Annotated in this window: 30 protein-coding genes; 17 read left to right on the top strand and 13 right to left on the bottom strand. The window is 69.7% G+C overall.

The window, feature by feature from the left end:
• Positions 1–208: 208 nt before the first annotated feature.
• The 6 genes from OHB21_RS29100 (at position 209) to OHB21_RS29075 (ending at position 4,540) form a co-directional block, all read left to right on the top strand.
• Positions 209–2,515, top strand: coding sequence for a sensor histidine kinase (locus OHB21_RS29100; protein ID WP_195124234.1), 2,307 nt, complete (start codon positions 209–211; stop codon positions 2,513–2,515).
• A complete protein-coding gene (locus OHB21_RS29095) occupies positions 2,512–2,907 on the top strand; it encodes a roadblock/LC7 domain-containing protein (protein WP_067501571.1) in 396 nt (131 codons plus the stop codon). The genes OHB21_RS29100 and OHB21_RS29095 overlap by 4 nt, the downstream gene beginning before the upstream one ends.
• Entirely contained in the window at positions 2,904–3,278 is a 375-nt protein-coding gene (locus OHB21_RS29090) for a DUF742 domain-containing protein (protein WP_067501574.1), read from the top strand. The genes OHB21_RS29095 and OHB21_RS29090 overlap by 4 nt, the downstream gene beginning before the upstream one ends.
• Entirely contained in the window at positions 3,259–3,873 is a 615-nt protein-coding gene (locus OHB21_RS29085; protein WP_067501577.1) for a GTP-binding protein, read from the top strand. Before OHB21_RS29090 ends, OHB21_RS29085 begins: the two co-directional genes overlap by 20 nt.
• Before the next feature lie 104 nt (positions 3,874–3,977).
• Positions 3,978–4,178 carry a hypothetical protein gene (locus tag OHB21_RS29080; RefSeq protein WP_067501580.1) on the top strand — a complete coding sequence of 67 codons (201 nt, stop codon included), beginning with the start codon at positions 3,978–3,980 and terminating at the stop codon, positions 4,176–4,178.
• 155 nt (positions 4,179–4,333) lie between these two features.
• Positions 4,334–4,540: a hypothetical protein gene (locus OHB21_RS29075; protein ID WP_147265757.1), complete on the top strand. Its 207-nt coding sequence runs from the start codon at positions 4,334–4,336 to the stop codon at positions 4,538–4,540.
• 11 nt (positions 4,541–4,551) lie between these two features.
• On the opposite strand, the gene OHB21_RS29070 is transcribed toward OHB21_RS29075, so the two are convergent.
• From OHB21_RS29070 to OHB21_RS29060, 3 genes are all read right to left on the bottom strand, one after another.
• The gene (locus tag OHB21_RS29070) at positions 4,552–4,968 is read right to left on the bottom strand and encodes an NUDIX hydrolase (RefSeq protein WP_067501585.1); all 417 of its coding nucleotides are present in this window, start codon (positions 4,966–4,968) and stop codon (positions 4,552–4,554) included.
• Between the two features lie 124 nt (positions 4,969–5,092).
• A complete protein-coding gene (locus tag OHB21_RS29065; RefSeq protein WP_324191958.1) occupies positions 5,093–5,845 on the bottom strand; it encodes an ABC transporter permease in 753 nt (250 codons plus the stop codon).
• A gap of 67 nt (positions 5,846–5,912) precedes the next feature.
• A complete protein-coding gene (locus tag OHB21_RS29060) occupies positions 5,913–6,872 on the bottom strand; it encodes an ATP-binding cassette domain-containing protein (RefSeq protein WP_067501590.1) in 960 nt (319 codons plus the stop codon).
• A 102-nt stretch (positions 6,873–6,974) separates the two neighbouring features.
• Between OHB21_RS29060 and OHB21_RS29055 the strand changes: the two genes are divergently transcribed.
• Positions 6,975–7,727, top strand: coding sequence for a TetR/AcrR family transcriptional regulator (locus OHB21_RS29055; RefSeq protein WP_067501593.1), 753 nt, complete (start codon positions 6,975–6,977; stop codon positions 7,725–7,727).
• A gap of 38 nt (positions 7,728–7,765) precedes the next feature.
• Here the strand turns inward: OHB21_RS29055 and OHB21_RS29050 are convergent, their stop codons facing one another.
• A complete protein-coding gene (locus tag OHB21_RS29050; RefSeq protein ID WP_067501596.1) occupies positions 7,766–8,227 on the bottom strand; it encodes a VOC family protein in 462 nt (153 codons plus the stop codon).
• 97 nt (positions 8,228–8,324) lie between these two features.
• Between OHB21_RS29050 and OHB21_RS29045 the strand changes: the two genes are divergently transcribed.
• A complete protein-coding gene (locus OHB21_RS29045; RefSeq protein ID WP_195124513.1) occupies positions 8,325–9,299 on the top strand; it encodes a helix-turn-helix transcriptional regulator in 975 nt (324 codons plus the stop codon).
• On the opposite strand, the gene OHB21_RS29040 is transcribed toward OHB21_RS29045, so the two are convergent.
• The 6 genes from OHB21_RS29040 to OHB21_RS29015 all read right to left on the bottom strand — a co-directional run bounded on the left by OHB21_RS29040 (position 9,282) and on the right by OHB21_RS29015 (position 15,515).
• Positions 9,282–9,491 (bottom strand): hypothetical protein, encoded by a 210-nt coding sequence (locus OHB21_RS29040; RefSeq protein WP_195124233.1) that lies wholly within the window; start codon positions 9,489–9,491, stop codon positions 9,282–9,284. The two genes, OHB21_RS29045 and OHB21_RS29040, sit on opposite strands and share 18 nt — an antisense overlap.
• Positions 9,492–9,619: 128 nt before the next feature.
• Complete coding sequence (locus OHB21_RS29035; RefSeq protein ID WP_067501606.1) at positions 9,620–10,726, bottom strand: winged helix DNA-binding domain-containing protein; 1,107 nt, start codon at positions 10,724–10,726, stop codon at positions 9,620–9,622.
• A gap of 411 nt (positions 10,727–11,137) precedes the next feature.
• A complete protein-coding gene (locus tag OHB21_RS29030; RefSeq protein ID WP_067502114.1) occupies positions 11,138–12,082 on the bottom strand; it encodes a M56 family metallopeptidase in 945 nt (314 codons plus the stop codon).
• Positions 12,083–12,382: 300 nt separating this feature from the next.
• On the bottom strand, positions 12,383–13,912 hold the full coding sequence (locus tag OHB21_RS29025) for a tripartite tricarboxylate transporter permease (protein ID WP_067501609.1): 1,530 nt from the start codon (positions 13,910–13,912) through the stop codon (positions 12,383–12,385).
• Entirely contained in the window at positions 13,900–14,538 is a 639-nt protein-coding gene (locus tag OHB21_RS29020) for a tripartite tricarboxylate transporter TctB family protein (protein WP_195124232.1), read from the bottom strand. The genes OHB21_RS29025 and OHB21_RS29020 overlap by 13 nt, the downstream gene beginning before the upstream one ends.
• Positions 14,535–15,515 (bottom strand): Bug family tripartite tricarboxylate transporter substrate binding protein, encoded by a 981-nt coding sequence (locus OHB21_RS29015; protein WP_067501623.1) that lies wholly within the window; start codon positions 15,513–15,515, stop codon positions 14,535–14,537. The genes OHB21_RS29020 and OHB21_RS29015 overlap by 4 nt, the downstream gene beginning before the upstream one ends.
• A 159-nt stretch (positions 15,516–15,674) precedes the next feature.
• Here OHB21_RS29015 and OHB21_RS29010 point away from each other — a divergent pair, with 159 nt between their 5' ends.
• Positions 15,675–16,976, top strand: a complete 1,302-nt coding sequence (locus OHB21_RS29010; protein WP_084537246.1) for a sensor histidine kinase — start codon at positions 15,675–15,677, stop codon at positions 16,974–16,976.
• A gap of 201 nt (positions 16,977–17,177) precedes the next feature.
• The gene (locus OHB21_RS29005; RefSeq protein ID WP_195124231.1) at positions 17,178–17,894 is read left to right on the top strand and encodes a response regulator; all 717 of its coding nucleotides are present in this window, start codon (positions 17,178–17,180) and stop codon (positions 17,892–17,894) included.
• A 4-nt stretch (positions 17,895–17,898) separates the two neighbouring features.
• Here the strand turns inward: OHB21_RS29005 and OHB21_RS29000 are convergent, their stop codons facing one another.
• The gene (locus OHB21_RS29000) at positions 17,899–18,276 is read right to left on the bottom strand and encodes a BlaI/MecI/CopY family transcriptional regulator (RefSeq protein WP_084537198.1); all 378 of its coding nucleotides are present in this window, start codon (positions 18,274–18,276) and stop codon (positions 17,899–17,901) included.
• A gap of 159 nt (positions 18,277–18,435) precedes the next feature.
• Positions 18,436–19,311, bottom strand: coding sequence for an alpha/beta fold hydrolase (locus OHB21_RS28995; protein ID WP_067501633.1), 876 nt, complete (start codon positions 19,309–19,311; stop codon positions 18,436–18,438).
• Between the two features lie 151 nt (positions 19,312–19,462).
• Between OHB21_RS28995 and dinB the strand changes: the two genes are divergently transcribed.
• Both dinB and OHB21_RS28985 read left to right on the top strand, forming a co-directional pair.
• Positions 19,463–20,695: a DNA polymerase IV gene (gene dinB, locus OHB21_RS28990; protein WP_195126661.1), complete on the top strand. Its 1,233-nt coding sequence runs from the start codon at positions 19,463–19,465 to the stop codon at positions 20,693–20,695.
• Between the two features lie 151 nt (positions 20,696–20,846).
• The gene (locus OHB21_RS28985) at positions 20,847–21,221 is read left to right on the top strand and encodes a PLD nuclease N-terminal domain-containing protein (protein ID WP_067501640.1); all 375 of its coding nucleotides are present in this window, start codon (positions 20,847–20,849) and stop codon (positions 21,219–21,221) included.
• A 252-nt stretch (positions 21,222–21,473) separates the two neighbouring features.
• On the opposite strand, the gene OHB21_RS28980 is transcribed toward OHB21_RS28985, so the two are convergent.
• Positions 21,474–22,490, bottom strand: a complete 1,017-nt coding sequence (locus OHB21_RS28980) for an alpha/beta hydrolase (RefSeq protein ID WP_067501643.1) — start codon at positions 22,488–22,490, stop codon at positions 21,474–21,476.
• A 128-nt stretch (positions 22,491–22,618) separates the two neighbouring features.
• Here OHB21_RS28980 and OHB21_RS28975 point away from each other — a divergent pair, with 128 nt between their 5' ends.
• The 5 genes from OHB21_RS28975 (at position 22,619) to OHB21_RS28955 (ending at position 26,056) form a co-directional block, all read left to right on the top strand.
• On the top strand, positions 22,619–23,290 hold the full coding sequence (locus OHB21_RS28975) for an MFS transporter (RefSeq protein WP_195124229.1): 672 nt from the start codon (positions 22,619–22,621) through the stop codon (positions 23,288–23,290).
• 280 nt (positions 23,291–23,570) lie between these two features.
• Positions 23,571–24,119 (top strand): FecCD family ABC transporter permease, encoded by a 549-nt coding sequence (locus OHB21_RS28970; protein ID WP_232331577.1) that lies wholly within the window; start codon positions 23,571–23,573, stop codon positions 24,117–24,119.
• Positions 24,073–24,210: an iron chelate uptake ABC transporter family permease subunit gene (locus OHB21_RS28965; protein ID WP_195124228.1), complete on the top strand. Its 138-nt coding sequence runs from the start codon at positions 24,073–24,075 to the stop codon at positions 24,208–24,210. The genes OHB21_RS28970 and OHB21_RS28965 overlap by 47 nt, the downstream gene beginning before the upstream one ends.
• Positions 24,210–25,055 carry an ABC transporter ATP-binding protein gene (locus OHB21_RS28960; RefSeq protein WP_195124227.1) on the top strand — a complete coding sequence of 282 codons (846 nt, stop codon included), beginning with the start codon at positions 24,210–24,212 and terminating at the stop codon, positions 25,053–25,055. The genes OHB21_RS28965 and OHB21_RS28960 overlap by 1 nt, the downstream gene beginning before the upstream one ends.
• Positions 25,052–26,056, top strand: a complete 1,005-nt coding sequence (locus OHB21_RS28955) for an ABC transporter substrate-binding protein (RefSeq protein ID WP_195124226.1) — start codon at positions 25,052–25,054, stop codon at positions 26,054–26,056. The genes OHB21_RS28960 and OHB21_RS28955 overlap by 4 nt, the downstream gene beginning before the upstream one ends.
• Positions 26,057–26,061 lie beyond the last annotated feature (5 nt).

The raw sequence follows: 26,061 nt of genomic DNA, 5'->3' as shown, positions 1-26,061 counted from the left end.
CCCGCGGCGGGGCATTCCGCGACGTAGCGCGGGTCGCGCTGTCCCATTCGGTAGCGAAACGCGAATTGACCTGCCGGGCACAGAAATTCGGCCGACCGACCAGTCCGGGCGGTCATGCGGATCAACTCTCGCTCCCCGCTGTCAAATCCGGTCCCGCTGAGCGGGACACTCTCGACAGCTGTCTCGCACAGTGGATTACGTTGTGCCGATGTTCAGAGCGAGGCTCGGGGTCCGGACCCGGATTCTGGCGATCGCGCTCGTGCCGAGCCTGACATTGCTCGTGGTCGGCGTGGGCGCGGCGGGATACCTGGTCGATCAGGGCAGAACCGAGCGGGACTGGGCGGTGCAGATGCAGGCCGCCATCCCGTCCACCAGGGAGTTGGTGGAGGCCGTCCAACAGGAACGCCATCTCGCGATGGTGTATCTGGCCGGTGACGACAGCGTGGTGCCCGCCCTCACGGCGGCGCGGACCCGGTTGGACGCCGCGTTCGCGCGCCTCATCGAGATCTCCGACGACATCCGCGCCGTGGACGACACCCGCATCGGCGACGATCTGGCCGGATTCGCCACGCTCGGACAGCATCTCGCCGGCGTGCGGGGCGGCACCGACGCGCGCGCACTCCCGCCGGCCGACGCCTACGGCTTCTACAACCGTCTGCTCGACGTGGTGTCGGTCGGCGCGCAGGTCGCCCACGACTCGGTGCCCGATGCCGAGATCGGCAAGCAGCTCACCGAGGGCATGCGCCTGTTCTACGCCGTGGACGCCATGTCGCGCGCCCAGACGCTGGCCTTCGCGACCGTCACCGCGGGGGACGAACCGCCGGTGCCCGTGCAGGAGTTCCTGGCCCAAACCGGCTTCTACCGCACCGAGCTCGCGATCATGGCGGCCGAGCCCGACGCGGGACAGCGCGAGGCGATCCAGGCGTTGATGGCCACGCCGGCCTGGCAGCAGCTGGGCGCGGTGGAGTCCGCCCTCACCGAGCGCCTGTTCACCCCCGAAACCGATACCACGGCAAGCACATCCAGTACGCGCCGCACCACCTCCGCGCCCGCGCCGCTGCCGCTGTCCCTCGAGGACTGGCGGCGCGCCGCCGAGGAGGTGAACGGTGCTCTGCTCGACATCTACACCGGCCAGAACCAGCGCACCCAGCGCACCGCCGAGGAGCGCGCCAACGACTCCGCCCTCACCTCCCTCTACGGCGGCGGTGGCGTGCTGCTGGTGAGCATCGCGGCCTTCCTCATCGCCCTGGTGCTGGCCAACCGCGTGATCCGCAGGCTGAAGCGGCTGCGGGGCGAAACGCTCGCGCTGGCCGACGAGAACCTGCCCGACATGCTGCGCAGGCTGCGCGAGGGCGAATCGGTCGACCCGGCCGCCGAGACCCCGCGCCTGGACTACGGCGACGACGAGATCGGCGAGGTGGCCAAGGCATTCGAGCACGCGCACGCGGCCGCCGTCACCGCCGCCGTGGACGAGGCCCGCACGCGCGAGGGCGTCAGGGCGGTGTTCCTCAATATCGCGCACCGCAGTCAGGTGGTGGTGCACCGCCAGCTCGAGATCCTGGACGAGGCCGAGTCCCGCCAGGAGGACCCGGTGCTGTTGGAGACGCTGTTCAAGCTCGACCACCTCGCCACCCGCGAGCGCCGCAACGCCGAGAACCTCATCATCCTCGGCGGCGGGCAGCCGGGACGGCAATGGCGCCAACCGATTCCGCTCATCGACCTGGTGCGCTCGGCGGTCGCCGAAACCCTCGACTACGCCAGGGTCCGGGTCACGAAACTGCCCGACGCGCACGTGCTCGGCACCGTCGTCGCCGACCTCGTGCACCTGCTCTCCGAACTGGTCGACAACGCCACCTCGTTCTCGCCGCCGCAGTCCAAGGTGGAAGTCTTCGGCAACGTCGTGGGCCGCGGCGTGGTCGTGGAGATCAGCGACCAGGGCATGGGCATGCCCGAGCCGGAGCTGGCCAAGATGAACGAGATGCTGCGCAACCCACCGGACTTCGGCGTCGCGACACTCTCGGCCGATTCACGGCTGGGGTTGTTCGTGGTGGCCCAGCTCAGTCAGCGTCACGGCGTAACCGTGCGGCTGGCCGACTCCGACTACGGCGGCATCCGCGCCATCGTGCTCATCCCGACCACGCTGCTGGCCCCGGCCGAAGCACCGGCCGCGCCGCCGCGGGCCGAGCCGGTGCGCAGGCCCCGTCAGCCGGCCCCGTCTGTGGAATCCGGTGCGGCGGAGGCGGGTGCACTGCTCACCGTCGCGCCGCCCGCGCCGGAGCGGACGGTGTTCGCCGAGGAGCCCGAGACCACTCCCGACGGCAGGCCCGCGCTGCCCAGACGCAACCGGCAGGCCAATCTCGCTCCGGAGCTGGCGAATCCGGCGTCGGCCGCATCCGCGACCGGCGAGCGGGAACGATCGGCCGAACAGGCCAGGGACCTGATGTCGGCCATCGAGAACGGAACACGGCAGGGCCGCCGCGCGCAGCCCACCGACGAACAGGAAGGCGTGCAGTGACCGCTCCCCAATCCGGCGACCTCAACTGGCTCCTGGACGATCTGGTGGATCGGCTGGCCGGTGTGCGGCACGCGGTGGTGCTGTCCACCGACGGGCTGCTGCTCGGCCGCTCGACCGCCTTCAGCCGTGACGACGCCGAGCATTTCGCCGCGATGTCATCGACGCTCTACGGTCTGGCGCGCAGCGCGGGCAGCCGCTTCGACGGCGGCGGCGTGCGCCAGGCCGTGATCGAACTCGACCGCGCCGTCCTGTTCGTCACCGCCGCCGGCGACAACGCGTGTCTGGCTCTGCAGGCGTCGGATTCGGCGAACCTGGGCATGGTGGCCTACGAAATGAACGTCACCGTGCAGCGTGTCGGTACTTATCTCTCCACCCCCGCGCGCTTGCCATGACGCGCCGGGGGGAGCCGTGGTTCGACGAGGCGGCCGGACCGCTGATCCGGCCCTACGCCCTCACGCGCGGCCGCACCATGGGCACGGCCCATGATCTGGACATCGCCACGGTGGTCACCGCCGCGGTGCCCGCACCCCCGCTGCGCAGGCCGGAGCCGGAGTACGGGCGCATCATAGCGCTGTGCCGGGAGCCGCAATCGGTGGCCGAAGTCGCGGCGAACTTGAAACTTCCTCTTGCGGTGACAAAGATTCTCGTCGGCGACCTGATCGGCGAGGGACACTTGATCTTCCGGGCTCCGGCACACACGGAGGCCGGCCCCGGCGATCTCAACATATTGCGAGCGGTACTGGATGGCATCAGAAAACTTTGACCCCGCACGGCTCGACCCGCAGGGGCCCCAACACTTGGCCGCGTCGGTCAAGATCCTCATCGCCGGTGGTTTCGGCGTCGGCAAGACCACGATGGTCTCGGCGATCAGCGAGATAGCCCCGCTGCGCACCGAGGAACTCATCACCGAGGTCAGCTCCGGCGTCGACGACCTGTCCGGTGTGGAGTCCAAGCAGACCACCACGGTCGCCTTGGATTTCGGCCGCATCACCATCGACCGCGATCTGGTGCTCTACCTGTTCGGCACGCCCGGACAGGACCGGTTCTGGTTCCTGTGGGACGAACTCTCGCGCGGCGCGCTGGGCGCGGTGGTGCTGGCCGACACCCGCAGGCTGGGCAGTTCGTTCGCGGCGGTGGACTTCTTCGAACGGCGCGGGCTGCCGTTCATGGTGGGCGTCAACTGTTTCGACGGCGCGCCCCGCTACACCGAACAGGAAGTGCGCGAGGCGCTCGACCTCGAACCGCACACCCCGGTGATGCTCTGCGACGCCCGCCACCGCGACTCGGCGAAGAACGTCCTGCTCACGCTGGTGCAGCATCTCATCGAACTGGCGGGGCGCGAACCGGTCACCACCTGAACCACACCGCTCCCCCCCGTTGGTGGTGCCCGCGCGATTGGGGTCTGCCTCGCTCCCCCCTCACGGCCGATACTCAGCGTGTCGCGTGTCGAAGGAGTGTCGAAATGAAGATGTCGTCCAGGTTCAGCAAGGGCGTAGCGGCGTTCGCCGTGTCGGCCGCTCTGGTGTGCGGTTCGGGCGCGGGCGTGGCCGCGGCGGACCCCGGTCCGGGTACCGGGTCCGCCGACGCGGCGCGCTCGGTCGTGGAGCTCATCGTGTGCTTCTTCCGCGGCGAGCTCGTCGGGTCCAAGTACCCGCTCTGCTGAGTCGTGCGCGGCGAGGCCGCACCGTGCGATCCTCGCGTGGAAACTTCCAAAGGCGTTGCGCCCCAACGTCTCCCAACGCTCTTGGCCCAATGATTGGGGGCTGCGATTCCCGCTCCTTCGCGTCCGATACTCATCGCGGAAAGAAGGAGAACACCGTGAAATCATCCCCGGGAATCAGTCGAATCGTCGCCGTCTGCGCGGTCACCGCCGCCCTGTTCGGCGGTGTCGCCGCACCCGCGTCGGCGGCACCGACCGACTCCGGCTCGTCCAGCGCGTCCGCGACCTACCCCCGCGAAGCCCTCGAGGCCCTGGTCTGCTTGCTCACGGGCCGGTTCCTCGGATCGAGCTATCCGTACTGCTGAGCCCCACCCATTCAGCTCAGCAGTTCCCGGCCGACCAGTTCGTCGAACAGCAGCTGGTCGACCGGGGGCACCAGGGCACGATCCGCCGCGGTGAACCAGGCGGTTTCGGCGATCTCGCTGCTCGGGGTGAGCGTGCCCTCGTATTCGGCGGTGTAGCAGCTCATCCGGACCGTGACGCCGTTCGGCGGCACCTGCGCCGGCGCCTCGTAGGTGCCGACGTGGCGCACCGTCTCCGGCCGCAACCGCACGGTGAGCTCTTCCTCGATCTCGCGCACCAGCGTTTGCAGATCCGTCTCGTCGCCTTCGCGTTTGCCGCCGGGGATGAAGAAGACGTCCTTGCCCGCCGGCCGCCCGCACAGGATGCGGCCTTGCACGATGTGCACCCAGGCCACGGTGTCGATCAGCGTTTCCACACGGGCTTCCGTCACGTGCGCAGCATAGTGGGCCGGGGTCGCCGCCGTTCGAGGGCGCCCGCCAGGCGCATTCACCCCGCACGACGACTGATTCGGGAGACGGCGATGGGCCGGACCCCGAAGAGTCCGGCCCACATCCTCACCGCGACAAGCGCTGGAACCTGCGCACCGCGAGCGGCACGAAGATCGCCGTGATGAGCAGCGGCCACACCACCGACATCAGCGCGGCGTTCTGCTCGATCCAGGACTCGCCACTGCCCGCCGGTGTCTCGAACAGCTCGCGGGTGGCGGTCGCCGTGGACGAGATCGGGTTCCACGCCGCCACGTGTCCGAGCCACGTCGGCATCAGCTGCGGCGCCACGAAGACGCTCGAGATCATCGTCAACGGGAACGCCACGGCGTAGAGGCTGCCCGCCGCTTCGGGGTTCGGCACCATCAGCCCGAGCCACACGCCCACCCAGATCAGCGCGAACCGCAGCCACAGCAGCAGCACGAACGCGGTCGCGATGGCGACGACGCCGCCTTCGGGCCGCCAGCCGATCACCAGCGCCGTGATCATCAGGATGCCCAGTTCCGCGCAGGCCAGCAGCAGATCGGTCACCGCGCGCCCCGACACCACCGCCGAGGGCGACATCGGCATGGAGCGGAACCGGTCGATCACGCCCTTGGTGGAGTCGTAGACCACCAGCGTGGCGGTGTTCATGAAGCCGAACGCCATGGTCATCACGAACATGCCGGGCATCAGGAAGTCGCGGTAGTCGCCGCCGCCCGGCACACTCATCGCGCTGCCGAAGACGTAGCCGTAGAGCAGCACCGACACGATCGGGAACCCGAGCTGCCACAGGATGTTCACCGGCTGGCGCTGGTAGTGGGTGAGCCCGCGGCGCACCACGTTCAGCAGTCGGCCAGCACCCAGTAGGCGCGCGAGCGCTGCTGCGGGGCGAGATTCACGGTGGTCATCAGGCGGCCTCCTCGGCGAGCGTGCGGTGTCCGGTCAGATGCAGGAAGACGTCGTCCAGGCTCGGCCTGCGCAGGCCCAGGTCCTCCACTTCGAGGCCTTCGTCCTGGAGGGTGCGGGCCACGTCGGTGAGCGCGGCGACGCGATCGGCCACCGGCGCGTAGACGCGGCGTTCGGCCTCCACGATCTCCGGCTCGCCCGTGCACACCCGGGAGACGATCTTCGCGACAAGGCGCAGATCGCCGGGCACCGTCGCGACGACCTCGATCATGTCGCCGCCCACGGTGGTCTTGAGCCCGTCGGGGGTGTCGTCGGCGATGGCGCGGCCCTGGTCGATCACCGTGATCCGGGAGGCGAGCCGGTCGGCCTCCTCCAGGTACTGCGTCGTGAGCAGAACCGTGGTGCCGTCGGCGACCAACTGCCGCACCGACTCCCACACCTCGCCGCGGCTGCGCGGGTCCAGGCCGGTGGTCGGCTCGTCGAGGAACAGGATGTCCGGCGACAGGATCATCGAGGCCGCCAGGTCGAGCCTGCGCCGCATGCCGCCGCTGTACTTGCCGACCCCGCGGTTCGCGGCGTCGGTCAGGTCGAAGCGCTCGAGCAGTTCGGCGGCGCGGGCACGGGCGCGCCGGCCGCCGAGATGGAAGAGCCTGCCGAACATCTCGAGGTTCTGCCGCCCGGTCAGCACCTCATCGACCGCCGCGTACTGACCCGTGAGGCCGATGCGGGAGCGGACCTCGCGGGCCTGGGTCGCGACGTCGAGCCCCGCCACCGTCGCGTGCCCGCCGTCGAGGGTCAGCAGGGTGCTCAGGATCCGCACCGCCGTGGTCTTGCCCGCGCCGTTGGGTCCGAGCAGGCCGTGGACGGTGCCCCGGCGCACCGTGAGGTCGAACCCGTCGAGGGCGTACTTGTCGCCGTATTTCTTGCGCAACCCTTCGGCCCGCACCGCGTATTCGGTCACCCGAGTCCTCCCTCATATAACTGGGTACGTTGTACCCAAATGAGAGTACAACGTACCCAGTTTTTCGTCCAGTCCGGATTTCCACGGGTTAACCTGAACGACATGACGACTACGGAGGCCAGCGGCAGCGGCGATCTCGCGCGCACACTCGACCTGCTGTGGGATACCGCGCCGCGTCCGACGCGCGGCCCGAAACCCGGCCTCACCTTGGACGGCATCATCGCGGCGGCGGTGAAAGTCGCCGACGAGGAAGGGCTGGCCGCGGTCACCATGCGCCGGGTCGCGACCGAGCTGGGCACCGGCACCATGTCGCTGTACCGGTACGTGCCGGGCAAGGCCGAGCTGCTCGATCTCATGCTCGACCGGGCGCAGGCGCCCGCGGGGCCGCTGCCCGAGGACGGAGGGTGGCGCGCCGCGCTCGAGGCGCTGGCCTACGAACAGCTCGAGATGTTCCGCGCCCACCCGTGGCTGTTGCAGGTCGACCAGTCACGCCCGGTGATCGGCCCCGGCGCGGCGATGGGCATGGAACTGGTGCTGGCGCGTATCAAAGCGATGGGCCTGCCCGACGTGGAACTCGTCTCGGTGGTCGTCACCATCTCCGGCTACGTCACCGGCCTCGCGCGCAACCAGCTCTACGAACGCGAAGCCGAGCGCAGCTCCCGCATGACCGAGGACGAGTTCTGGAACACCCAGGGCCCCTACCTCACCAACGCCATCTCCAGCGGCCGCTTCCCCACCCTGGCCTCGCTGTCCGAGGATGCGTTCGGTTCGGAGTTCGACCACTTCGCCTTCGGTCTGCACCGCCTTCTCGACGGACTCGAAGCGTATGTGCGGCAGCGGAATACGAAGGATTGACACGATCGTGGCGCGCCGGGTCGCGCCACGGCCGCCGGTCAGTCGAGGCAGAACTCGTTGCCCTCGGGGTCGGTCATCACGATGAATCCGGCGCTCAGCGGCGGCTCGGGCTCGAACCGGCGCACCCGCTTCGCGCCGATCGCGACGAGCCGGTCGCATTCGGCCTCCAGCGCCGCCATTCGCTGCTCACCCTCCAGTCCGGGGGCGGCGCGGACGTCGAGGTGCACGCGGTTCTTGGCGACCTTGTCCTCCGGCACCTGCTGGAAGAACAGGCGCGGGCCGGTGCCGTCGGGATCCTCGACAGCCGAACTCGTGTTGCGCTGATCCTGCGGCACGCCGAGGCGGTCCAGGAACTCGTCCCACGCCGCCAACGGGTCGGTGCCGACGGGCAGCTCGACGCCGGGCGGGGCGGGGTGGACATAGCCGAGGGCGTCGCGCCAGAAGGTCGACAGTGCCCGCGGGTCGTGCGCGTCGAACGTGATCTGGATGTGGCGGCTCATGCGGAGTGCTCCCGTCGTGTCGAAGTGCGTGTGCCCCCACTCTGTCACGCCTCGCGGACAGGATCGGTCCGCTATTTCTGGCAAGCTCGAAGACGTGATGGGCGATACGGAACGCGGGACGACCGAGCGCGTGCTCACCCTGCTCGGGCTGTTGCAGCAGCGCCAGGTGTGGACGGGTCCCGAACTCGCCGGGCGGCTCGGCGTCACGGCGCGCACGGTCCGCCGCGATGTGGAGCGGTTGCGGGCGCTGGGCTATCCGGTGCACGCGAGTCAGGGTGTCGGCGGCGGATATCAGCTCGGCCGCGGCCAAGATTTGCCCCCGCTGCTGCTCGACGACGAGGAAGCGATCGCGACGGCGGTCTCACTCCTCCTCAGCGCGGCCACCGGCGACGCCGCGCTGCGCGCGCTCACCAAGCTCGACCAGGTGCTGCCCACCCGATTGCGCGGCGAGGTCCGCACGCTGGCGAACTCGGTCGAGTCGTTCGCGGGCGGGCACCGGCCGGTCGACTCCGACGCGCTGCTCACGCTGGCGCGCGCCTGCCGCGACGAGGTCGAGGCCGGGTTCGATTACCCGTCCGCCGGCGGTACCGCCCGACGACGCGTCGAGCCCTATCGCCTGGTCACCTCCGACCGGCGCTGGTACCTGCTCGCCTACGACCTCGATCGCGACGACTGGCGCAGCTTCCGCGTGGACCGCATGAGCGACGTATCAGCGCGCACCTGGCGTTTCCACCCGCGCCCCGGGCCCGACGCCGCCACGTACGTGCAGGAAGGGGTGGCGAGCCGCGTCTACCCCCACCAGGCCCGCTTCCTCGTCCACGCGCCCGCCGACACCGTGCGCGCCCAGGTCTCCCCGGCCGCCGCCGTCGTCCGCGAGATCGACGCGAGCAGCTGCGAAGTCCGCAGCGGCGGTGCGAATATCGACGCCATCCTGATGCACACCCTCCTCCTCGGCCACCCCTTCGAAGTGCTGGAACCGCCGGAATTGGTGGAGCGATGCGAGGTGCTGGCGCGGCGGTTGATGAACGCGGGAGCGAAGAGTGTGTCAAGGCCATCACAGGGGATGCCGTAAACGATCGCGCCACCCCATGCATGAGGCCTGTTCGGCTTGGCAACCGCCGTCCGGCCGCTCGCTGTCGTCGGGCCGAGCGATCGAATCGAACAGTGGGCGGTCCGCTTCGAAGCGTCGGACCGGATCGTCGACCTTGGTCGCGAAGCCGAGACCAAGTCGGCGGCCCGGTCCGGTGTCGCGCTGATTGATCATCGAGCTCGAACACTGAGCTGGAGCGGTTGCCGACAGGAGTCCGGCACCAGGGCGCACACCGAACGAATCGGCACCGACAGCCGGGCGCATACTTCTCATTGTCGCGGCCGCACTACTCCGGGCCTATCTCACGCGGCCCGCGCGGTCACCTTCTCCGATCCGGCGGCCGCCGCCACGCGCGCCAGTGCCGGGTCCAGCTTCTTCGGCAGCGGCGCGTTGTCGAACATCGCGAGCACGACCTCGGTGCCGTCGAGTTCCCAAGTGCCCACGATGCGGCCGTTCACCACAACGAGCGGCGCGATCCATCCGGCCGTGCGGCTGACGGCGGAGCGGTGTTCCTTCGGGAGCAGATCGGTGTCGGCGGTGGTAGGACCGAGCACGTATTGGTCGAACGGGCCGAGCAGGTAGGCGGACTTGTCGGGTTTCGCGGCGGCGAGGGCGTCGAGGTGTTCGGTGAGGGCGTAGGCGGCGCGGCCGTCGATGTCGACGGGCGTGAGCGCGTCCCCCAGCTCCGCGAACCATCCGCGTACGAGCGTCTTACGCAAATTTCCACGGGTCAGCCAGGCGTCGAACACCTCCGGCGTGGCCGGACCGTATGCGCCGAGATAGGCGGTGATCGCCGTGGCGGCGGCTTCGTCCACGTCGGCGAGACCGCGCCAACCGGGCACCGCCCGCGCCGGGGCGGTGAACGTGACCTTGGTGCCGCGCATCGGCCCGTGACACAAAGCCCCTTGCCAGGCAAGAGGTTTCAGCAGCGCGCCCCAACCGGAACGCAGCTGCTCCCCCATCTTGTGAAACGCGCGATCGGCGAGCAGCGCCTCCACCAGTTCCTCGCGCGTGAGCGCCGCATCGGCCAGAATGCCGCCGACCGCCTCGGTGAGCGCGGCGACCTCGGCGGGCGTCGCGCCGAATGTCTTCTGCCACGAGGGTTTCTCCCAGTTCCTCGTCGCCGCCATGAGCGGCAGCACCGCCGCCGCGTCGCTCGGCAGCAGGGCGTGCAGCGTCCCGCGCATGGCCCAGGTCTTGATCAGCGCGCCCTTCTCGAGCGCGCCGACCACCGCCCCTTCCTCTGGCTTCGCGCTCCGGACCGCCACGGCCATCTCCGCCGACGACGTCACCTGCGCCTGCACCCCGGCCAGCCGCCCGACCACTTCGCCCACCCCGCCGCGCGCCACTCGCGAGACGAACTGACGCTCCAGCCGCCACGCGAACACCTGATCCCAGCCGAGCCGCACCGCACCTCCCGAACAACCTGTCAACCCTTGACGCCCGCACGCTACACCCGCCCGCCGACGCCTCCCTGAAGTCGGCGACCGTCCCGAGATGATTCCGCGTGCCGCCGCGCCATATGCCTGACGATCGGGCACCTCGGCTCGAGCTCATACCGGGCCATCATCCTCAGACCGGCATGCTCACATGATCGGTGAAAGCGCCGCCTTGACGACGAACGATCGCCGACGCCCGGCCCGATGGGCAGCGACAACCACGCCCGCGAAGGCTATTTCCGAGGGAGGCGATCCGTTTCGAGTTCGCCGAGAGCCCTACTCGGACACGCGCCGACACCGTGACCGACGACGCAGGCGCAAGAGCCGATGAAGCGCGCCAAAAGCCCGAGCACAGCACGCGTTCACCGAATGCCCAGCCCCTCAGCGAATCAGCACGCTGCACATCATGATTCCGAGCGCGATCTCCACCAACCCGATCACCGTCGCCGCGATCACCCCGAGCAGCGCGGTCCGGTTGGTCACCCGGTGCATCCGCCCCACCGGCGTCGCGAGCCGTTCGGCGCGCACCAGCACCGCGGTGCCCGCCGCACCGAGCGCTCCCGCGGGCATCGCCCTACCGCCCGCGAGCGCGAGCATGCCGCCGAGCAACGGTTCGCGCCCGTGCGCGCGGGCCGCGCGGTCGTCGGCGCACATCTCCAGCAACCGGCCGATCTCCGCGCTGCCCTGCCGCAGCAACCGCAACGGCAGCGTCGAGGAGAGGGCGCGCAACAGGGCGCTCAGCGGCGCGTGCCGCCCGCGCAGGTGCGCGTGTTCGTGCGCGAGGACGGCGTCGAGTTGTTCGCGGGTGAGCGCGTCGACCGCGGCACTGGTCACCACGATGGTGTCGGGCCGTCCCGCCACGCAATACGCCTGCCGCTCGGGCGAATCCAGTACGAGCGCCCCGAGCCCCGGCACCCGCCGCCCCACCATGCGGACCGCCGCGCCGTAGGCGATCGTGCGCCGCCGCATCCGCCAAGCCACCCACACCGTCCGCAGGGTCGCCGCCACCGCGCCGGTCGCGACCGCCCCGGCCAACGCGTACAGCGCGATTCGCTCCCACCAGACGCTGTCGAGCAGCACGGGCGTCGACAGCACCGAGAAGCAGGCGCGCAGGGCCGCCGCCGAATGTCCTTGCACCGTCGTGAATTCCACGACGAGCAGCACCGCCGCCAGCACCCACGCGGCGAGCGCACCGCCGATCGCGACGAGCCAGGCGGCCACGCTCAGCCGGGGCGCCACACCGCGACGGGTGAGCCCGCGCAACACCGGCGGACCGAACACCGCCACGGTCGCGCCGTACGCCATCAGACAGAGCGCGACGTTCACGGCGACCCGGACCGGAGAATCGCGATCCGCGCGGCGAGCCCAGAGTTCGCCGACGTCGCCCCGGCATCGCACAGCACCGGTGCCGTATACGTGGCAGCCATCAACCACTCCCCATCCCGATAACCCACTGTGCTCGGCTCTACGGCAGCCCAGCATACGGGCAGGGCCGCCGCGCCGGAACCCGGACAATCGCGCGATGTCCCGCCGCGCACGCGCGACGGGGCATCGCATCCTGGAGCCCGACAGCATCGAGGACAAGCGGCCGCCGCGCACGCGCGACGGACCTCACCCGTCGACCGGCTACACCGCCGCCTTCTCCGCGCCCCGGGCTCGCTGCCGATGCCGCAGATGCTGCACCAAGCTGACCGCGATCGCGAGCCCCATCACCGTGTAGAGCACCACCGTGATGTTCGAGCCCACCAGAATCGACGGGTCACCCTCCGACACCGCCAACGCGCGCCGCAACTGGGTCTCGGCCAGCGGCCCGAGGATCGCCGCGATGAGCACCGGCGCCAGCGGAATCGAGTACCGCCGCATCACGAATCCGGCCACGCCGACAGCCAGCAGCAGCCACAGATCCATCATCGACGACGCGATCGCGTACACACCGAGCATCGCCACCACGGTGATCCCCGCGTACAGGTACTGCCGGGGAATCAGCAGCAGCTTCGCCCACACCGCCGCGAACGGCAGGTTGATGATCAGCAGGATCACCAGTCCCACGAACAGGCTCGCCAGCAGCGGCCACACCAGGTCACCGCTGCGCTCGAACAGCAGCGGACCGGGCTGCATGCCGTACTGCTGGAACGCGGCCAGCATCATCGCGGCGGTCGCCGAGGTCGGCAGGCCCAGCGCCAGCAGCGCGCCCATCGCCGTGCCCGCCGTCGCGTTGCCCGCGGCTTCGGGCGCGGCCACGCCCTGGATCGAACCGCGTGTACCGAAGTCGGGATCGTTGCGCCGCTGGGCCAGCTTCTTCTCGGTGCCGTAGGCCAGGAAGGTCGGCACCTCCGAGCCGCCGACCGGGATCGCGCCGAACGGCAACCCGAACGAGGTGCCGCGCAGGAACGCGGGCAGCGCCGATCGGAATTCCCTGCGGCTCGGGAACGGCGAGCCCTCCGCCTCCACCGGCACTTCGGGCCCGCCTTCCCGACGGATGCGCGAGGCCACGTGCAGCACCTCGCCCAGCGCCAGCAGCCCGACGGTGATCACCACGATCGAGATGCCGTCGAACAGCGCCGCGCTGCCGAGGGTGAATCGTTCGGCGCCACTGGCACTGTCGATGCCGACCAGCGCCAACGCCAGCCCGATCCCCAGTGCGGTCAATCCGCGCACGACCGATTCCGCGACCACGGCCGAGATCGCTGCGAACGCGAAGATCGCCAGCGCGAAGTACTCGGCAGGGCCGAAAAGCGTTGCCAGCTTCACCAATTGCGGCGAGAGGAACACCACCAACGTGGTGGCGATCAGACCGCCGGTGAACGCGCCGATCGCGGAGATGCCCAGCGCCTTGGCGGCCCGGCCGCTCTTGGCCATCCGGTGCCCCTCGAACGTCGTCGCGATCGCCGAGGAATTGCCGGGCGTGTTGAGCAGGATGCCCGACGTGGAATCGCCGAACAGTCCGCCGAAATAGATGCTGGCGAACATGATGAACGCGCCGGTGGGATGCAGGCTGAACGTGACGGGCAGCAGCAGCGCCACCGCCATGGCCGACCCGAGTCCGGGCAGCACGCCCACGGCGGTGCCGAGGACCGCGCCGATCACCAGCAGCGTCAGGTTCATCGGGGTGAGCACCCCGGCGAACCCCTCCATGAGCAGGGTCAGCTGGTCCATGACAGCGCTCCCGCGAAGATCCCGGCGGGCAGGGTGAGCCCGAGCGCCGCCGAGAAGGCCAACTGGATCACCGAGGCGACCAGCGCGGCGACGGCCAGATCGAAGACCGGCCTGCGGCTGCCGAAGACGTAGCAGATCGCCCAGAACAGGAAGGTGGCCGAGATCAGCCAGCCCGCCGGCACCAGGATCAGCACGAACACCACCAGTGCGCCCAGCGTCAGGCCGACGGTGCGCAGATCGGGCTCGGCGTCCGCGGCGGGTTGCGGAGCCGGCTCCTCGGCCCGGACGACGCGCATCTCACCGGTGTCGTCGAGGTGGCCGATGTCCTCCAGCATCAACGTCGACACCTCGGCCGACCCGTGTTCGCGGTCCGCGTGCTCGGGGTGGCGCAGCACCTGGACGGTGAGCAGCACCGCCAGGACATACAGGAATCCGGCGACCAGGATCGGGAAGAATCGCGGTCCCGGCGTCCCGGCTCCGTCGGGCACCTCCATCCGGATGGTCTCGACCGTCAGGAAGACGGCCAGTGCCAGCACGCCGGCGACGACGATCAGCTCGCTGTGCCTGCGCAGCCAGCCGGGGCGCGGGGGTGGCCCGACCCGGTCGGCCACGGCGGTGGTGGTCATAATCCCAGCTCCTCGATAATGGTGCGGATCCGGTCGGACTCCGTGGCGAGGAACGCCTCGAACTCGTCACCGGACATGTATTCGTCGGTCCAGTTGTTGCGCCGCAACGTGTCTCGCCATTCGTCGGTGTCCCGGTACTCCTCGACGATCGCGATCAGCTCGGCCCTGGTCTCGGCGTCGATGCCCGGCGGGGCGACCAGTCCGCGCCAGTTCGACATGGCGACGTCGGTGCCCGCCTGCCGGAACGTCGGGATGTCGACGTCGGGCAGGGGTTCGGCGGCGGAGAGGGCCAGCGCCCGCAACGCACCCGCCTCGATCTGATCGCGGAAGTCGTTGTAGCCGGAGATCCCCGCCACCGCGGTGTGCGAGAGCAGCGAGGTCACGGCCTCGCCGCCGCCGGCGTAGGCGAGGTAGTTGACGGCCTGCGGGTCGATGTTGGAGGACTGGGCGAGCAGACCGGTGAGCAGGTGGTCGATGCTGCCCAGCGAACCGCCCGCGATGGCGTGCCCACCCGGATCGCGCGCCCAGGCGGCCAGGAAATCGCCCAGCGACTGGAACGGCGAGTCGGCGGGCACCACGAGCACGTTGTAGTCGTCGGCGAGGCGGGCGATCGGCGTGGTGTCGGCGAGGGTGTCGCCCGAGCCGGACAGGATGGTGCCGCCGATCATCACGCTGCCGGTCACCAGCATCACGTCGTGGCGGTCGTGCATGCGGACGACCTGGCTGAGCCCGATGGTGCCCGCGGCGCCGGGCGCGTTCACCACCTGGACCATGTTGACCACGCCGTTGTCCCGCATCGCGTGCTGGGATTCGCGGGCGAACGAGTCCCAGCCACCACCGGGCGCGGCGGGCGCCACCAGAGTGAGCTTGGTTCTCGGGTTCGCCACCGTCCCGGCGCGGCTCGCGTCGAGGGCGGCCGAGGCGAACAGGGCCACGGTCACGACACCGAGGGCGACCGCGAGGATGCGGCGGTTCATCGGAGCCTCCTTTCCTGCCGTCGCGCGGGGCGGGTGCTGTCGGCGTCGAGCGGCGCTCATTACGATGACAGCGAAGAATGTGATGCAGAGCACGTCCGCTGTTTGTGCTCATAAGTGCACACGGCGAGCGGTCCGCCCGGTGCCGAGGAGGTGGGTGTCATGCCTCTGGCAGACAGGGTGCGCTCGCCGCGACTGCGCGGCGCGCTGATCCTGCTCGTGCAGTGCGGTGTGGTGCTCGCCTGCGTGGCGGCCACGACGCTGGCCGCGTCGGCGGTGCAGGAGCGCCACATCCGCACGGCCACCGAGGAACGCGTGCTGGCGGTGTCGCGCAGCCTCGCCGAACTCGATCAGGTGCGCGCCGCCCTCGGCTCCCCCGCCGCCGCGGCGGAACTGCAACCGCTGGCCGAGTTGATCCGGCAGGCGTCGCGGGTCGACTACGTGGTGGTCACCGACGCCGAGGGCATCCGGCTCACCCACCCCGATCCGGCCGAGCGCGGACGGCCCGTCTCCACGGACCCGTCGGCCGTGCTCGCGGGCGAGACGTTCCTCGGCACCGAGTCGGGCACCCTGGGGCCGACGCTGCGCGCCAAAGTGCCCGTATACCAATCCGATTCGCCGGGAGCCCCGGTAATCGGCATCGCGTCGGTGGGCATCCTGGAGTCCGAGATCGCGGCGGATCACGAGGAGAGCTTGTTCGCGCTGGTGCCATGGATCCTCGCCGCGCTCGCCGTCGGCTGCCTGGCCGCGGGGCTGCTGGCCCACCTGGTGAACCGCCGCGTGCGCCGCCTCGAGGACGAGGTGGTGGAGCTTTCGGTGCAGCGGCGGATCGCGCGGGCGCTGCGGGATCAGACCCACGAGTTCCGCACCCGCCTGCACATCATCTACGGACTGGTCGAGAGCGACGACGCCGCGGGCGCGCTCGCCTACATCGCCGACCTGGCGCCCGTCGCCCACACCGACGGCACCGGACCGGAGCTCGACGACGCCCGCGTGCGCGCGCTGCTCGACGCGGCCGCCGCCGAATTCGCCGAGCAGGGTGGACGTTTGGAGATCGACCCGCTCTCGGAGGTGGACCGGACCGGCATCGACGCCGACGACCTGACGGTGCTGTCCAACCTGGTGCGCAACGCCGTGGAGGCCGCCGGCCCGGACGGCATGGTCCGGGTGCGGATCCACGCCGACGGCACGGAGTTCGACCTCGTCGTCTCCGACAGCGGGCCCGGCATCCCCGACGACGCCATGCCCAGACTGTTCCGGCACGGGTTCACCACCAAACACCCCACCGACGAGGTGTCGTCGCGCGGCGTGGGGCTCGCACTCGTGCTGCGGATCGTCCGCCGCCGGGGCGGGCATATCGACGTCGGTTCGAGTGATCTGGGCGGGGCGCGGTTCGAGGTGCGGATGCCGGCCGGTGGAGCGCGGGACGCTGTGGAGTCGGCCGCGACGAAGGTGAGCACATGAGTGCGTGGGCGGGGTCAGCCGGTGGTTCGCGAGCGAGCGGCAGCCGCGCGGTTCGTGCCGGGGGGGCGCGGCGCGGACGGCGGAAGGGTGTGAGATGAGCGAGCGCTCGGTGCGTCGGCCCATGGTCGTCGAAGGGGAGCCTCCCGCCGAGTCGGACAGGCCCGTCTCGAGGCTCGGCGCGGGCGGCGGAAAGGTGTGGGCATGAACGACCGGCCGATCAGGACGCTGATCGTGGACGACGATCCGGCGGCGTGCCGCCTGCACGCCCGCTACGTCCAGGAGGAGCCGGGATTCACGGTGAGCGGGGCCGTGCACAGCGGTCCGGCGGCGATGGACGCGGTCTCCCGGGTCCCCGTCGATCTCGTGCTGCTCGACATCCACCTGCCCGAGTTCAGCGGGATCGAGGTGCTGCACCGGTTGCGCGCGGCGGCGGGCACGCCGATCGACGTCATCGTCATCTCCTCGGCCCGCGACCGGGTGACGGTGCGTCAGGCGCTGTCCGCCCAGGTCGCCGGGTATCTGGTGAAGCCGTTCAGCCGGGCGGTGTTCGCGGAGCGGTTGCGCGCCTACCGAGCCCAGCGTGCCCCGTTGGCGGCGACCAACGAGGACGCCTTCGGACAGCACGAGATCGACTCGCTGTGGAGCGGCCGGGCCACACCGCAGCGGACCGTCGAGACCGCCCGAACCGAGACGCTGCCCAAAGGCCTGTCGGCGCCGACGATGGAGTTGATCGTCTCCGCCCTGCGCACCGCCCGGACGGCGACCGCCGCCGAAATCGCCTCGGCGGCGGGCACTTCCAGGGCGACGGCACGCCGCTACCTGGACTACTTGAATCAGCGCGGCACGGTCGACCTCTCCCACCGCTACGGCCGTCGCGGACGACCCGAACTCATCTACCGGCTCGCACCGCCCAGTTGAGCGATCACTCCTCGGGCGTCCGCCGGGCCGTGAGCCTGCGCAGCGCCGCCCGCAGCCCGGCCGACTCCTCCGGGCTGATCCGGTCGACGAAGTGGCTCAACACCAGATCCGATCGCCCCCCGGACCCCAGCGCTTCCAGCATCAGCCGGGCACTGTGTTCCTCGCGGGTGAGCGTCGGCCAGTAGCGGTATGCCTTGCCCGCCCGTTCGCGGGCGAGCCAGCCTTTGCGATGCAGGTTGTCCATGGTCGACATCACCGTGGTGTAGGCGATGTCGCGCTGGGCGGAGAGCTCCTCGAAAATCTCTCGCACCGTGGTGAACTCCGTGTCCCTGTCCCAGATGCGGTCCATGATGACCGCCTCCAGGTCTCCGAATCCACGCACCGCACCGACTCCCTCATCGTCGTCCGATCAACTGGGAAACCAGCGTACCGACAACCTTTTGTTCTACGTATCAGAACAGTAGATTCGGGGAACCGGCCCGGATGGCGGAGGAGTTCGCCGACCCATCACTTTGATCAACGCCCCGAGAGACGCCCCTCTTCACACCGGGACGGGTTCGTTCGCGCGCAGGAAGCGGCAGATGCGCGGGACCACCAGGTCGGCGCGGTGGAAGAACACCTCATGTCCCGTACCCGGATAGATCTCCACCTCCGCCCGCGGGACAAGCTCCAGCGCGCGATCGCGGCACTTCACCGGATCGCCCAGCACGGTGTCGGCCCCGAACACCGCGAGCATCGGCACCCGGATCGCGCCCAGTTCCTCATCGGTGAGCGGACGGGGCCACGGCAGGACCCGCTTGTACGGCACGGCCGCGAGCGCGGTGCGGCGCTCGTCCTCGGTGGGCGGACGATTCGGTGTCGCCCATTCGCCGAACTTGCGCATGTTCTTCTCGGTGGGCCGGATCCCGACGCGCATGATCCGCCACAGCACACCCATGCTCACTTTGCCGAAGCTCACCGCGGATTCGACCAGCGTCAGGCTCGCCAGGCGCGAGCTGCTGACGCCCGCCACCGACGCCTGCCAGCCGCCGTCGGAGTAGCCGAGCAGGTGCGCCCGCTCCACCCCGAGCCCTTCCAGCAGCTGGTCCACCCACTTCCCGAAGTCCGCCGCCTCGGTCAACGGCGCGGTCTGCACGCTCAAACCCGGCGTGCCGATCGTGTCGGGCGTGTAGACCACGCGATCGGCGGCGAGCCCCTCGATCACCGGCAACCAGCACGCCCCGTTCCCGCCCATCGGATGCAGCATCACCACGGGCGCCCCCGGCCCGCCCCCGGACTTGCGCACATGCGTCGGCCCATACGCCGTCGACACATCCATCTCCGTCGACTCCACCGGCCATTGCCGCGCCATCGCCTCGTACGCGTCGAGATACGCCCGCCGCTCCGCCTCGTTGCGGAACCCGCCCACCTTCGCCATGTTTCCTCCCTCACTTCTCTTGATGATATGAACGTACCACAAAAACTTCCGGCGAATAGACCCCGGCACCCACGGGATATTTCGCGTGAGCGCCGCATCGACACCCATCACGCCGATGCGCGCCCCACTTGTCGGACCTCGATGCGAACATATGTTCGTGTCCGATATCCGCCCCTCGCCCCGTCCGCGGATCGAGGCGCGCGCGGAGGCGTCGATCCTGCACGCGGATCTCGACGCGTTCTACGCGTCCGTCGAGCAGCGCGACGACCCCCGCCTGCGCGGGAAGCCCGTGATCGTGGGTGGCGGCGTGGTGCTCGCGGCCTCGTACGAGGCGAAGGCGTTCGGGGTGCGCACGCCGATGAACGGCAGGCAGGCGCGGCTCCTGTGCCCGCACGCGATCGTGGTGCCGCCGCGGATGGACGCCTACTCCGAGGCGAGCAAGGCGGTGTTCGAGATCTTCCGCGACACCACGCCGGTCGTGGAGGGCATCTCGATCGACGAGGCGTTCCTGGACGTCGGCGGATTGCGCCGTATCGCGGGCGAGCCGACGGAAATAGCCAAACGTTTGCGTGCCCGCGTACGACACGAGGCCGGATTACCCATCTCGGTCGGCATCGCCCGCACCAAGTTCCTGGCGAAGGTCGCCAGCGCGGTCGCCAAACCCGACGGCCTGCGCCTCGTCCCACCCGACGGCGAACTCGAGTTCCTGCACCCGTTGCCGGTCGAAAGACTCTGGGGCGTAGGCGAAGTCACGGCCGCGAAGCTGCACGAGTACGGCATCGCCCGGGTGGGCGAACTGGCCGCACTCGGCGAATCCGGGTTACGCGGCATCCTCGGACAGTCCGCGGCCCGCCATCTGCACGCCTTGTCCATGGCGCGCGACCCGCGCCGCGTCGAGACCGGGCGCCGACGCCGTTCGATCGGCGCGCAACGCGCACTCGGGCGCCGCCCCCACCCCGACGACGAACTCGAGGCCTACCTGCACGGCCTCATCGACCGCTTGGCCCGCCGGCTCCGCACCGCCGACCGCGTCTGCCGAACGGTGGTGCTGCGCTTGCGTTTCGACGATTTCACCCGCGCCACCCGCTCCCACACCCTGCCCGACGCCACCGACCACACCGACACCCTTCTCCGCACCGCCCGCCGCCTGCTCACCGACGCCCTCCCTCTCATCCACACCCGCGGCATCACCCTGATCGGCCTGTCCCTGACCAACCTCGCCGACACCGACCCCTACCAACTCACCCTCCCCCTCGACCGCCCCACCGACACCCTCGACACCACCCTCGACGACCTCCGCCGCCGCTTCGGCTCCACCGCCGTCACCCGCGCCACCCTCCTCCACCGCGGCGAAGGCCTCTCCGTCCCCCTCCTCCCGGATTGAGGCCATGACCAGCCGTTTCGCGGAGGCACGCCGGTCCCGCGGGGCGTCGCGCTATGATGCTGCCGGGTTGCCAGGCGGGGGGATGCGCTCGTCTTCGGGAAACCGCGGGTGGCCCCGGTGCGATGGCGCCGCCCGTTCCGAGGAGGAATTGATGCCCTACGCCGTGCTCGGCCTGCTCACCCTGGCGCTGTGGGTGTACTGCCTGGTCGACATCATCACCTGCCCCGATGCGGGAATCCGGCACCTGCCGAAGATGGGGTGGATCGTGGTGGTCGTGTTGATCCCGACCGTCGGCGCCCTCCTGTGGTTGTTCGCGGGCCGTCCGCTGCGCGAGTCGCCCCCGAGCAATACCCGGTTCTCCGAGTACGACCGCCCCGGCCGCCACGTCGCCCAGAGCCCGGACGACGACGAAGCGTTCCTGCGCGGCCTGCGCGAACGCGCCGAACAGCAGCGCCGCGAAGCTCGCCGCCAGGAAGAGGAACGCCGCCGCGCGGAGGATGCACGCCGCGAGTCCGACGAAAACTGATCTCGCCGAGCGGCTGCGCCGCACTGGCCCGCGTTCCCGCACCGGGCGGCGGCTGAACCGGGCTCACTGCCCGTAAGACAGCCGCAGATCACCGAACAGCAGCGTGGTCATGCGCTTCGAGAATCACCGGCTCGATCCCATCCTCGAGCAGCACCAACCACGGACGGGCTCCGGCGCGCCTCGGGTACGCCAGCGACTCCCACACCACGCGAGGCGGAGCGGGCAACGTCCCCGCGCGCGAACCGAGTTCGATCAGGCCGGGATCCCCATCCCCTCGGCCAGCAGCGGCCACGACTTGTGCAGCGCCTCTTCCCAATACGGCCAGTAGTGCGTGCCGACGGGGTTGAACTGGTAGGTCGCGGGGATGTCGAGAGAGTCGAGGCGGTTCTTCAAGTTGGTGGTGCAGCCGTTCACGATCGCTTCGATGATCACGCCGAGGGCGAGGCTGGTGGGCCCGTCGCTGCCGGGGTAGGTGCCCAGGTAGTACTGGACGTCCTCGAGCAGCGGGATGCCGCTGCCCGTCGAGATGTAGAGCAGGGTGCCGCGCAGCTTCTCCGCGTTGATGACCGGATCGTTCTCCGCCCACACCGGGCTGTCCGGCGGACCGTACATATTCACGGTGTTGCCGCCCGCGCGCTGCTCGACCACCAGTTTCACGAACTGCTGGCCGAGCGGATCGGCGATCTGCGCGCAACCGCTGTACGCGCCGACGGCCTTGAAGAGTCCCGGTTTGGCCTCGGCCAGTTGCAGCACCGACGTGCCCGAGGTGGACAGACCGCTCAGCGCGTTGCGGCCGGTGGATCCCAGCTCGCGGTCCAGCAGGGGCGGAAGTTCCTCGGTGAAGAACGTCCGCCACTTGTTCACGCCGAGCACCGGGTCGGGCTGCAACCAGTCGGTGTAGTAGCTGGCGTAGCCGCCGATCGGCTGGACGACGTTGACGTGCTTGCCCGCCAGGAACTCCAACGCGTCGGTCTGCGCCGCCCAGCTCGCGTCGCTGAGACCGCCGTCGAGACCGTTGAGCAGGTAGAGATTCGGCGCCGGCGTCGACTCGTCGGCCGGACGCTGGATGTCGACGTCGATCTCCTTGTCCATCGCCGCCGAGTACACCTTCAGGTGCCAGGTGCGCCCATCCTTGTCGATCGAGGTGATCTCGGACGCCTGCCGCGGCTGCGCCGCCGTGGTCCCGCCGACCAACATCATCGACAGTGCGGCGGTGAGTGCGATGGCAGCGACCCGGACAGGCCGGCCACGGCGCGCGGTGAGTTTCATCGGTCAAGCTCTCCCATCAGCGGGCCGTCCCCGGCCCCAGCTATCGGTACACACTCCATCGACCCCTCGAACCCTATGTCATCGACCATGGAGAATCCGTTACCCACCCCCGCATAGGCTCGGCGGGTATGTCGGTGATGGCGGGGGCCCGGCTACTCCGGGGCGACAGTGCGTTCCGCACCTTCCTTCTGGGTCGGCTGGTCTCGTCGACCGGGTCGGCCGTCGCGCCGATCGCGCAGTCCTTCGCGGTGCTCGAACTGACGCGATCCGCCACCTGGTTCGGCGTGGTGCTGGCGGTCGGCTTCCTGCCGCAGGTCCTGTTCGTGGTGGTCGGCGGGGTGGTGGCGGACCGGTTCCGGCGCGGCACCGTGATGGTGTGGTCGAACGCCGTATCCGCCTGCACGCAAGCACTTCTCGCGATACTGGTACTCACCGGGACCGCCCAGATCTGGCATATCGCCGCCGTGGCGGGTGTCGCGGGAACCGCAGCCGCGTTCTTCGGCCCGGCCGCCAACGGCGTGATCCCGCAACCTGTCGACCACCGCGACCTCCACGACGCGAACGCCTTGCTCCGGCTGAGCATGAATCTGGCCAAAGTGCTCGGACCCGGCATCGGCGGTGTCGCGGTCGCAGTCTTCGGTTCCGGATGGGTGATCGGCTGGGACGCACTCACTTTCGCCATCGCCGCACCCGCCGAGGACAAACCACGCACCGCCCTCGAACCGCACACAACTTCAGGCCCGCGAATCGATCAACGCACCCAGCCTGATCACCAACCCCCGAACCCACTCTTCAGGTAAGCCATCTCATCGACCTCGCGAGCGATCCATCGGTAGGGGTGTGCCGCCCAGCAGACGAACCACCGAGTCTCGGAGGGCGACGATCCCCGCTACCACTCCTTCGAACCCCTATATGGTAATGGTGTTCATTACCATTATTGCTCACGTTCGAAGGTCTCCCCGTCTCCTCGCAGTCCCTCTCCCTCCGGCCTCGCCCGGATCCGACGAGTACGCGGGCGCCCTCCGCCGTCGACCACTACACAGCGCACGACCTCTGATCGCGCTGTCGCTCCTGCTGGCCGTGTCGACACTCTTCGCGATCGGCCTCGGCCCCTCCTCGGTGGCACCGTCCGACACCGTGCGCTATCTGTGGGCGGCGGTCACGGGCGGCAGTTTGCCGGTGGAGGAGGTGTCCCGCTACCAGATCATCTGGCAGATCCGAACTCCCCGAGTGCTTTTGGCGGCGGTGGTCGGTGCGGGGTTGAGCGCGGTCGGGGTGGCGATCCAGGCGCTCGTCCGCAATCCCCTCGCCGACCCCTACATTCTCGGGGTGTCGTCCGGTGGCGCGGTCGGCGCGGTAGCGGTGTCGCTGTTCGGGGCCCTCGCGGGGTTGGGCATCTACGCGGTCTCGGTCGGCGCGTTTCTCGGGGCGCTGGGCGCGACCGCGCTCGTCTACGCCGCCGCCTACGGCAGGACCGGGGTGACGCCCTTGCGGTTGGTGTTGACCGGCGTCGCCCTGGCGTTCGGGTTCCAGGCGGTCATGAGCGTGATGATCTATTTCGCGCCGCGTCGGTGCGATCCTGATGGTGTGGGTGGACCTGCTCGCCCGCACCCTGGTCGCACAGCGTGAACTGCCGCTCGGAGTGCTCACGGCCTTGCTCGGCGTTCCGGTGTTCATCGTGCTGATGCGCCGCCGCGGCTACGTCTTCGGCGGCATCTGATGGGGCGCGACGAGAAGGCCTCGAGCCTGTCGATCTCGGAGTTATCGGTGGTGCTCCAGGGCCGCCGTATCATCACCGACCTCGACCTCGACGTGCGCGCCGGCGAGATCATCGGCCTCGTCGGACCGAACGGCTCCGGCAAGTCCACGGTCCTGCGCTGCGTGTACCGGGCGCTCGAACCTTCCGGCGGGGTCGTGAGGGTCGGCAAGGACAACCTGCTCGACTTGTCACTGCGTGACTCGGCGCAACGCGTCGCCGCGCTGACCCAGCAGACCGGAACGGATTTCGACTTCACCGTCGGCGAAGTCGTCGCGCTGGGCCGCGCGCCGCACAAGCGCGGCAACGAACCTCTCACCACCCGCGAGCGCGAACTGTGCCGCAGCGCCATGGACTTGCTCGACATCGGCCACCTCGCCGACCGCGGCATCCTCGGCCTCTCGGGCGGGGAGCGCCAACGCGTGCTCATCGCCCGCGCCCTGGTCCAGGAGCCACAGGTGCTCATCCTCGACGAGCCCACCAACCACCTCGACATCCGCCATCAGATCGAACTGCTCGGCTTCCTGCGCACGACCGGCCTGACGGTGCTGATCGTTTTGCATGACCTGAATCTCGCCGCGGCCGTGTGTGATCGGGTCGCGATACTCGCGAACGGGCACCTGCACACCGTCGGCACGCCCGCCGAGGTCCTCACCGCCGGGCGCATCGCGGCGGTGTTCGGGGTCGAGGTCACCGTCGTCGACCATCCGCTCACCGGAGCGCCCCAGATCCTCTACACACTGCCGACCTCACACCCCGCTTCGCCGCGGGACGCGACGGCGACAATACCGAAAGGAACATCCGCATGAAGTCTCGGATCCACCGGCGCGGCAAGGGTTTCGCCGCCCTCACGACCGCCGCGTTACTGGTCACCACCGGCTGCGGCGCCCAAATCGACGACGCCGCATCGACGACCACCACGACGGTGAACCGCTGCGGCGAGCCGGTCGAGTACACCACGCCCCAGCGCGCCGTCGTCTACGAAGGCGGCAGTGCCGACAAGCTTTTCGCGCTCGGCCTGGTCGACCATGTCCGCGGATATGTCATGCCACCGGCGAATCCGCCGGTCACCGAGTCCCCGTGGGCGGCGGACTGCGAACGCGTCGAATTCCTCAGCGACGACCTCCTGAACCGGGAGCTCGTCGTGGACGCACGCGCCGATTTCGTTGTGGCGGGCTGGAATTCCGGATTCTCGGACTCGCGCGGCATCACGCCCGAAATCCTCGACACCCTCGGCATCCAGAGCTTCATGCACGCCGAATCGTGCTTCAACTACCCCGGCCATCCCGAACGGCACACCCCCTTCGACGGATTGTTCGTCGATCTCGAACGACTCGGCCAGATCTTCGGTGTCCCCGACCGCGCCGCCACCTTGATCGAGCAGTACCGGCAGCGGATCGCGGCGGTCCAGGCGCAGGCGCCGACGGGCCCGCCCACGAAGGTCTTCCTCTACGACTCCGGCACCGACAAGCCGTTCACCGCCGCGCGACAGGTACCGCCGAACGACATCATCCGAACCGCGGGCGGCACCAACATCTTCGGTGACGTCGACGCCCGCTGGACCGAGGTCGGCTGGGAGGCCGTGGTCGCGGCCGCGCCCGAGGTGATCATCATCCTCAACTACCGCGACGCGCCGGCCCAGTCGAAAATCGACTTCCTGAAGGCACATCCGGCCACCGCCACGCTCCCGGCCGTGGCTAACGACAACTTCTTCGTCCTGGACTACAACGAGGCGATCTCGAGCCCGCGCAATATCGACGGGCTGGAGAAGTTCGCCATGTATCTTCGCGAATTCCGTGCGGGCCGATGATGTTT

It is taken from the genome of Nocardia puris, assembly GCF_036051655.1.
Classification (GTDB): domain Bacteria; phylum Actinomycetota; class Actinomycetes; order Mycobacteriales; family Mycobacteriaceae; genus Nocardia; species Nocardia puris.
This window is presented reverse-complemented; position numbering and strand designations above follow the sequence as displayed.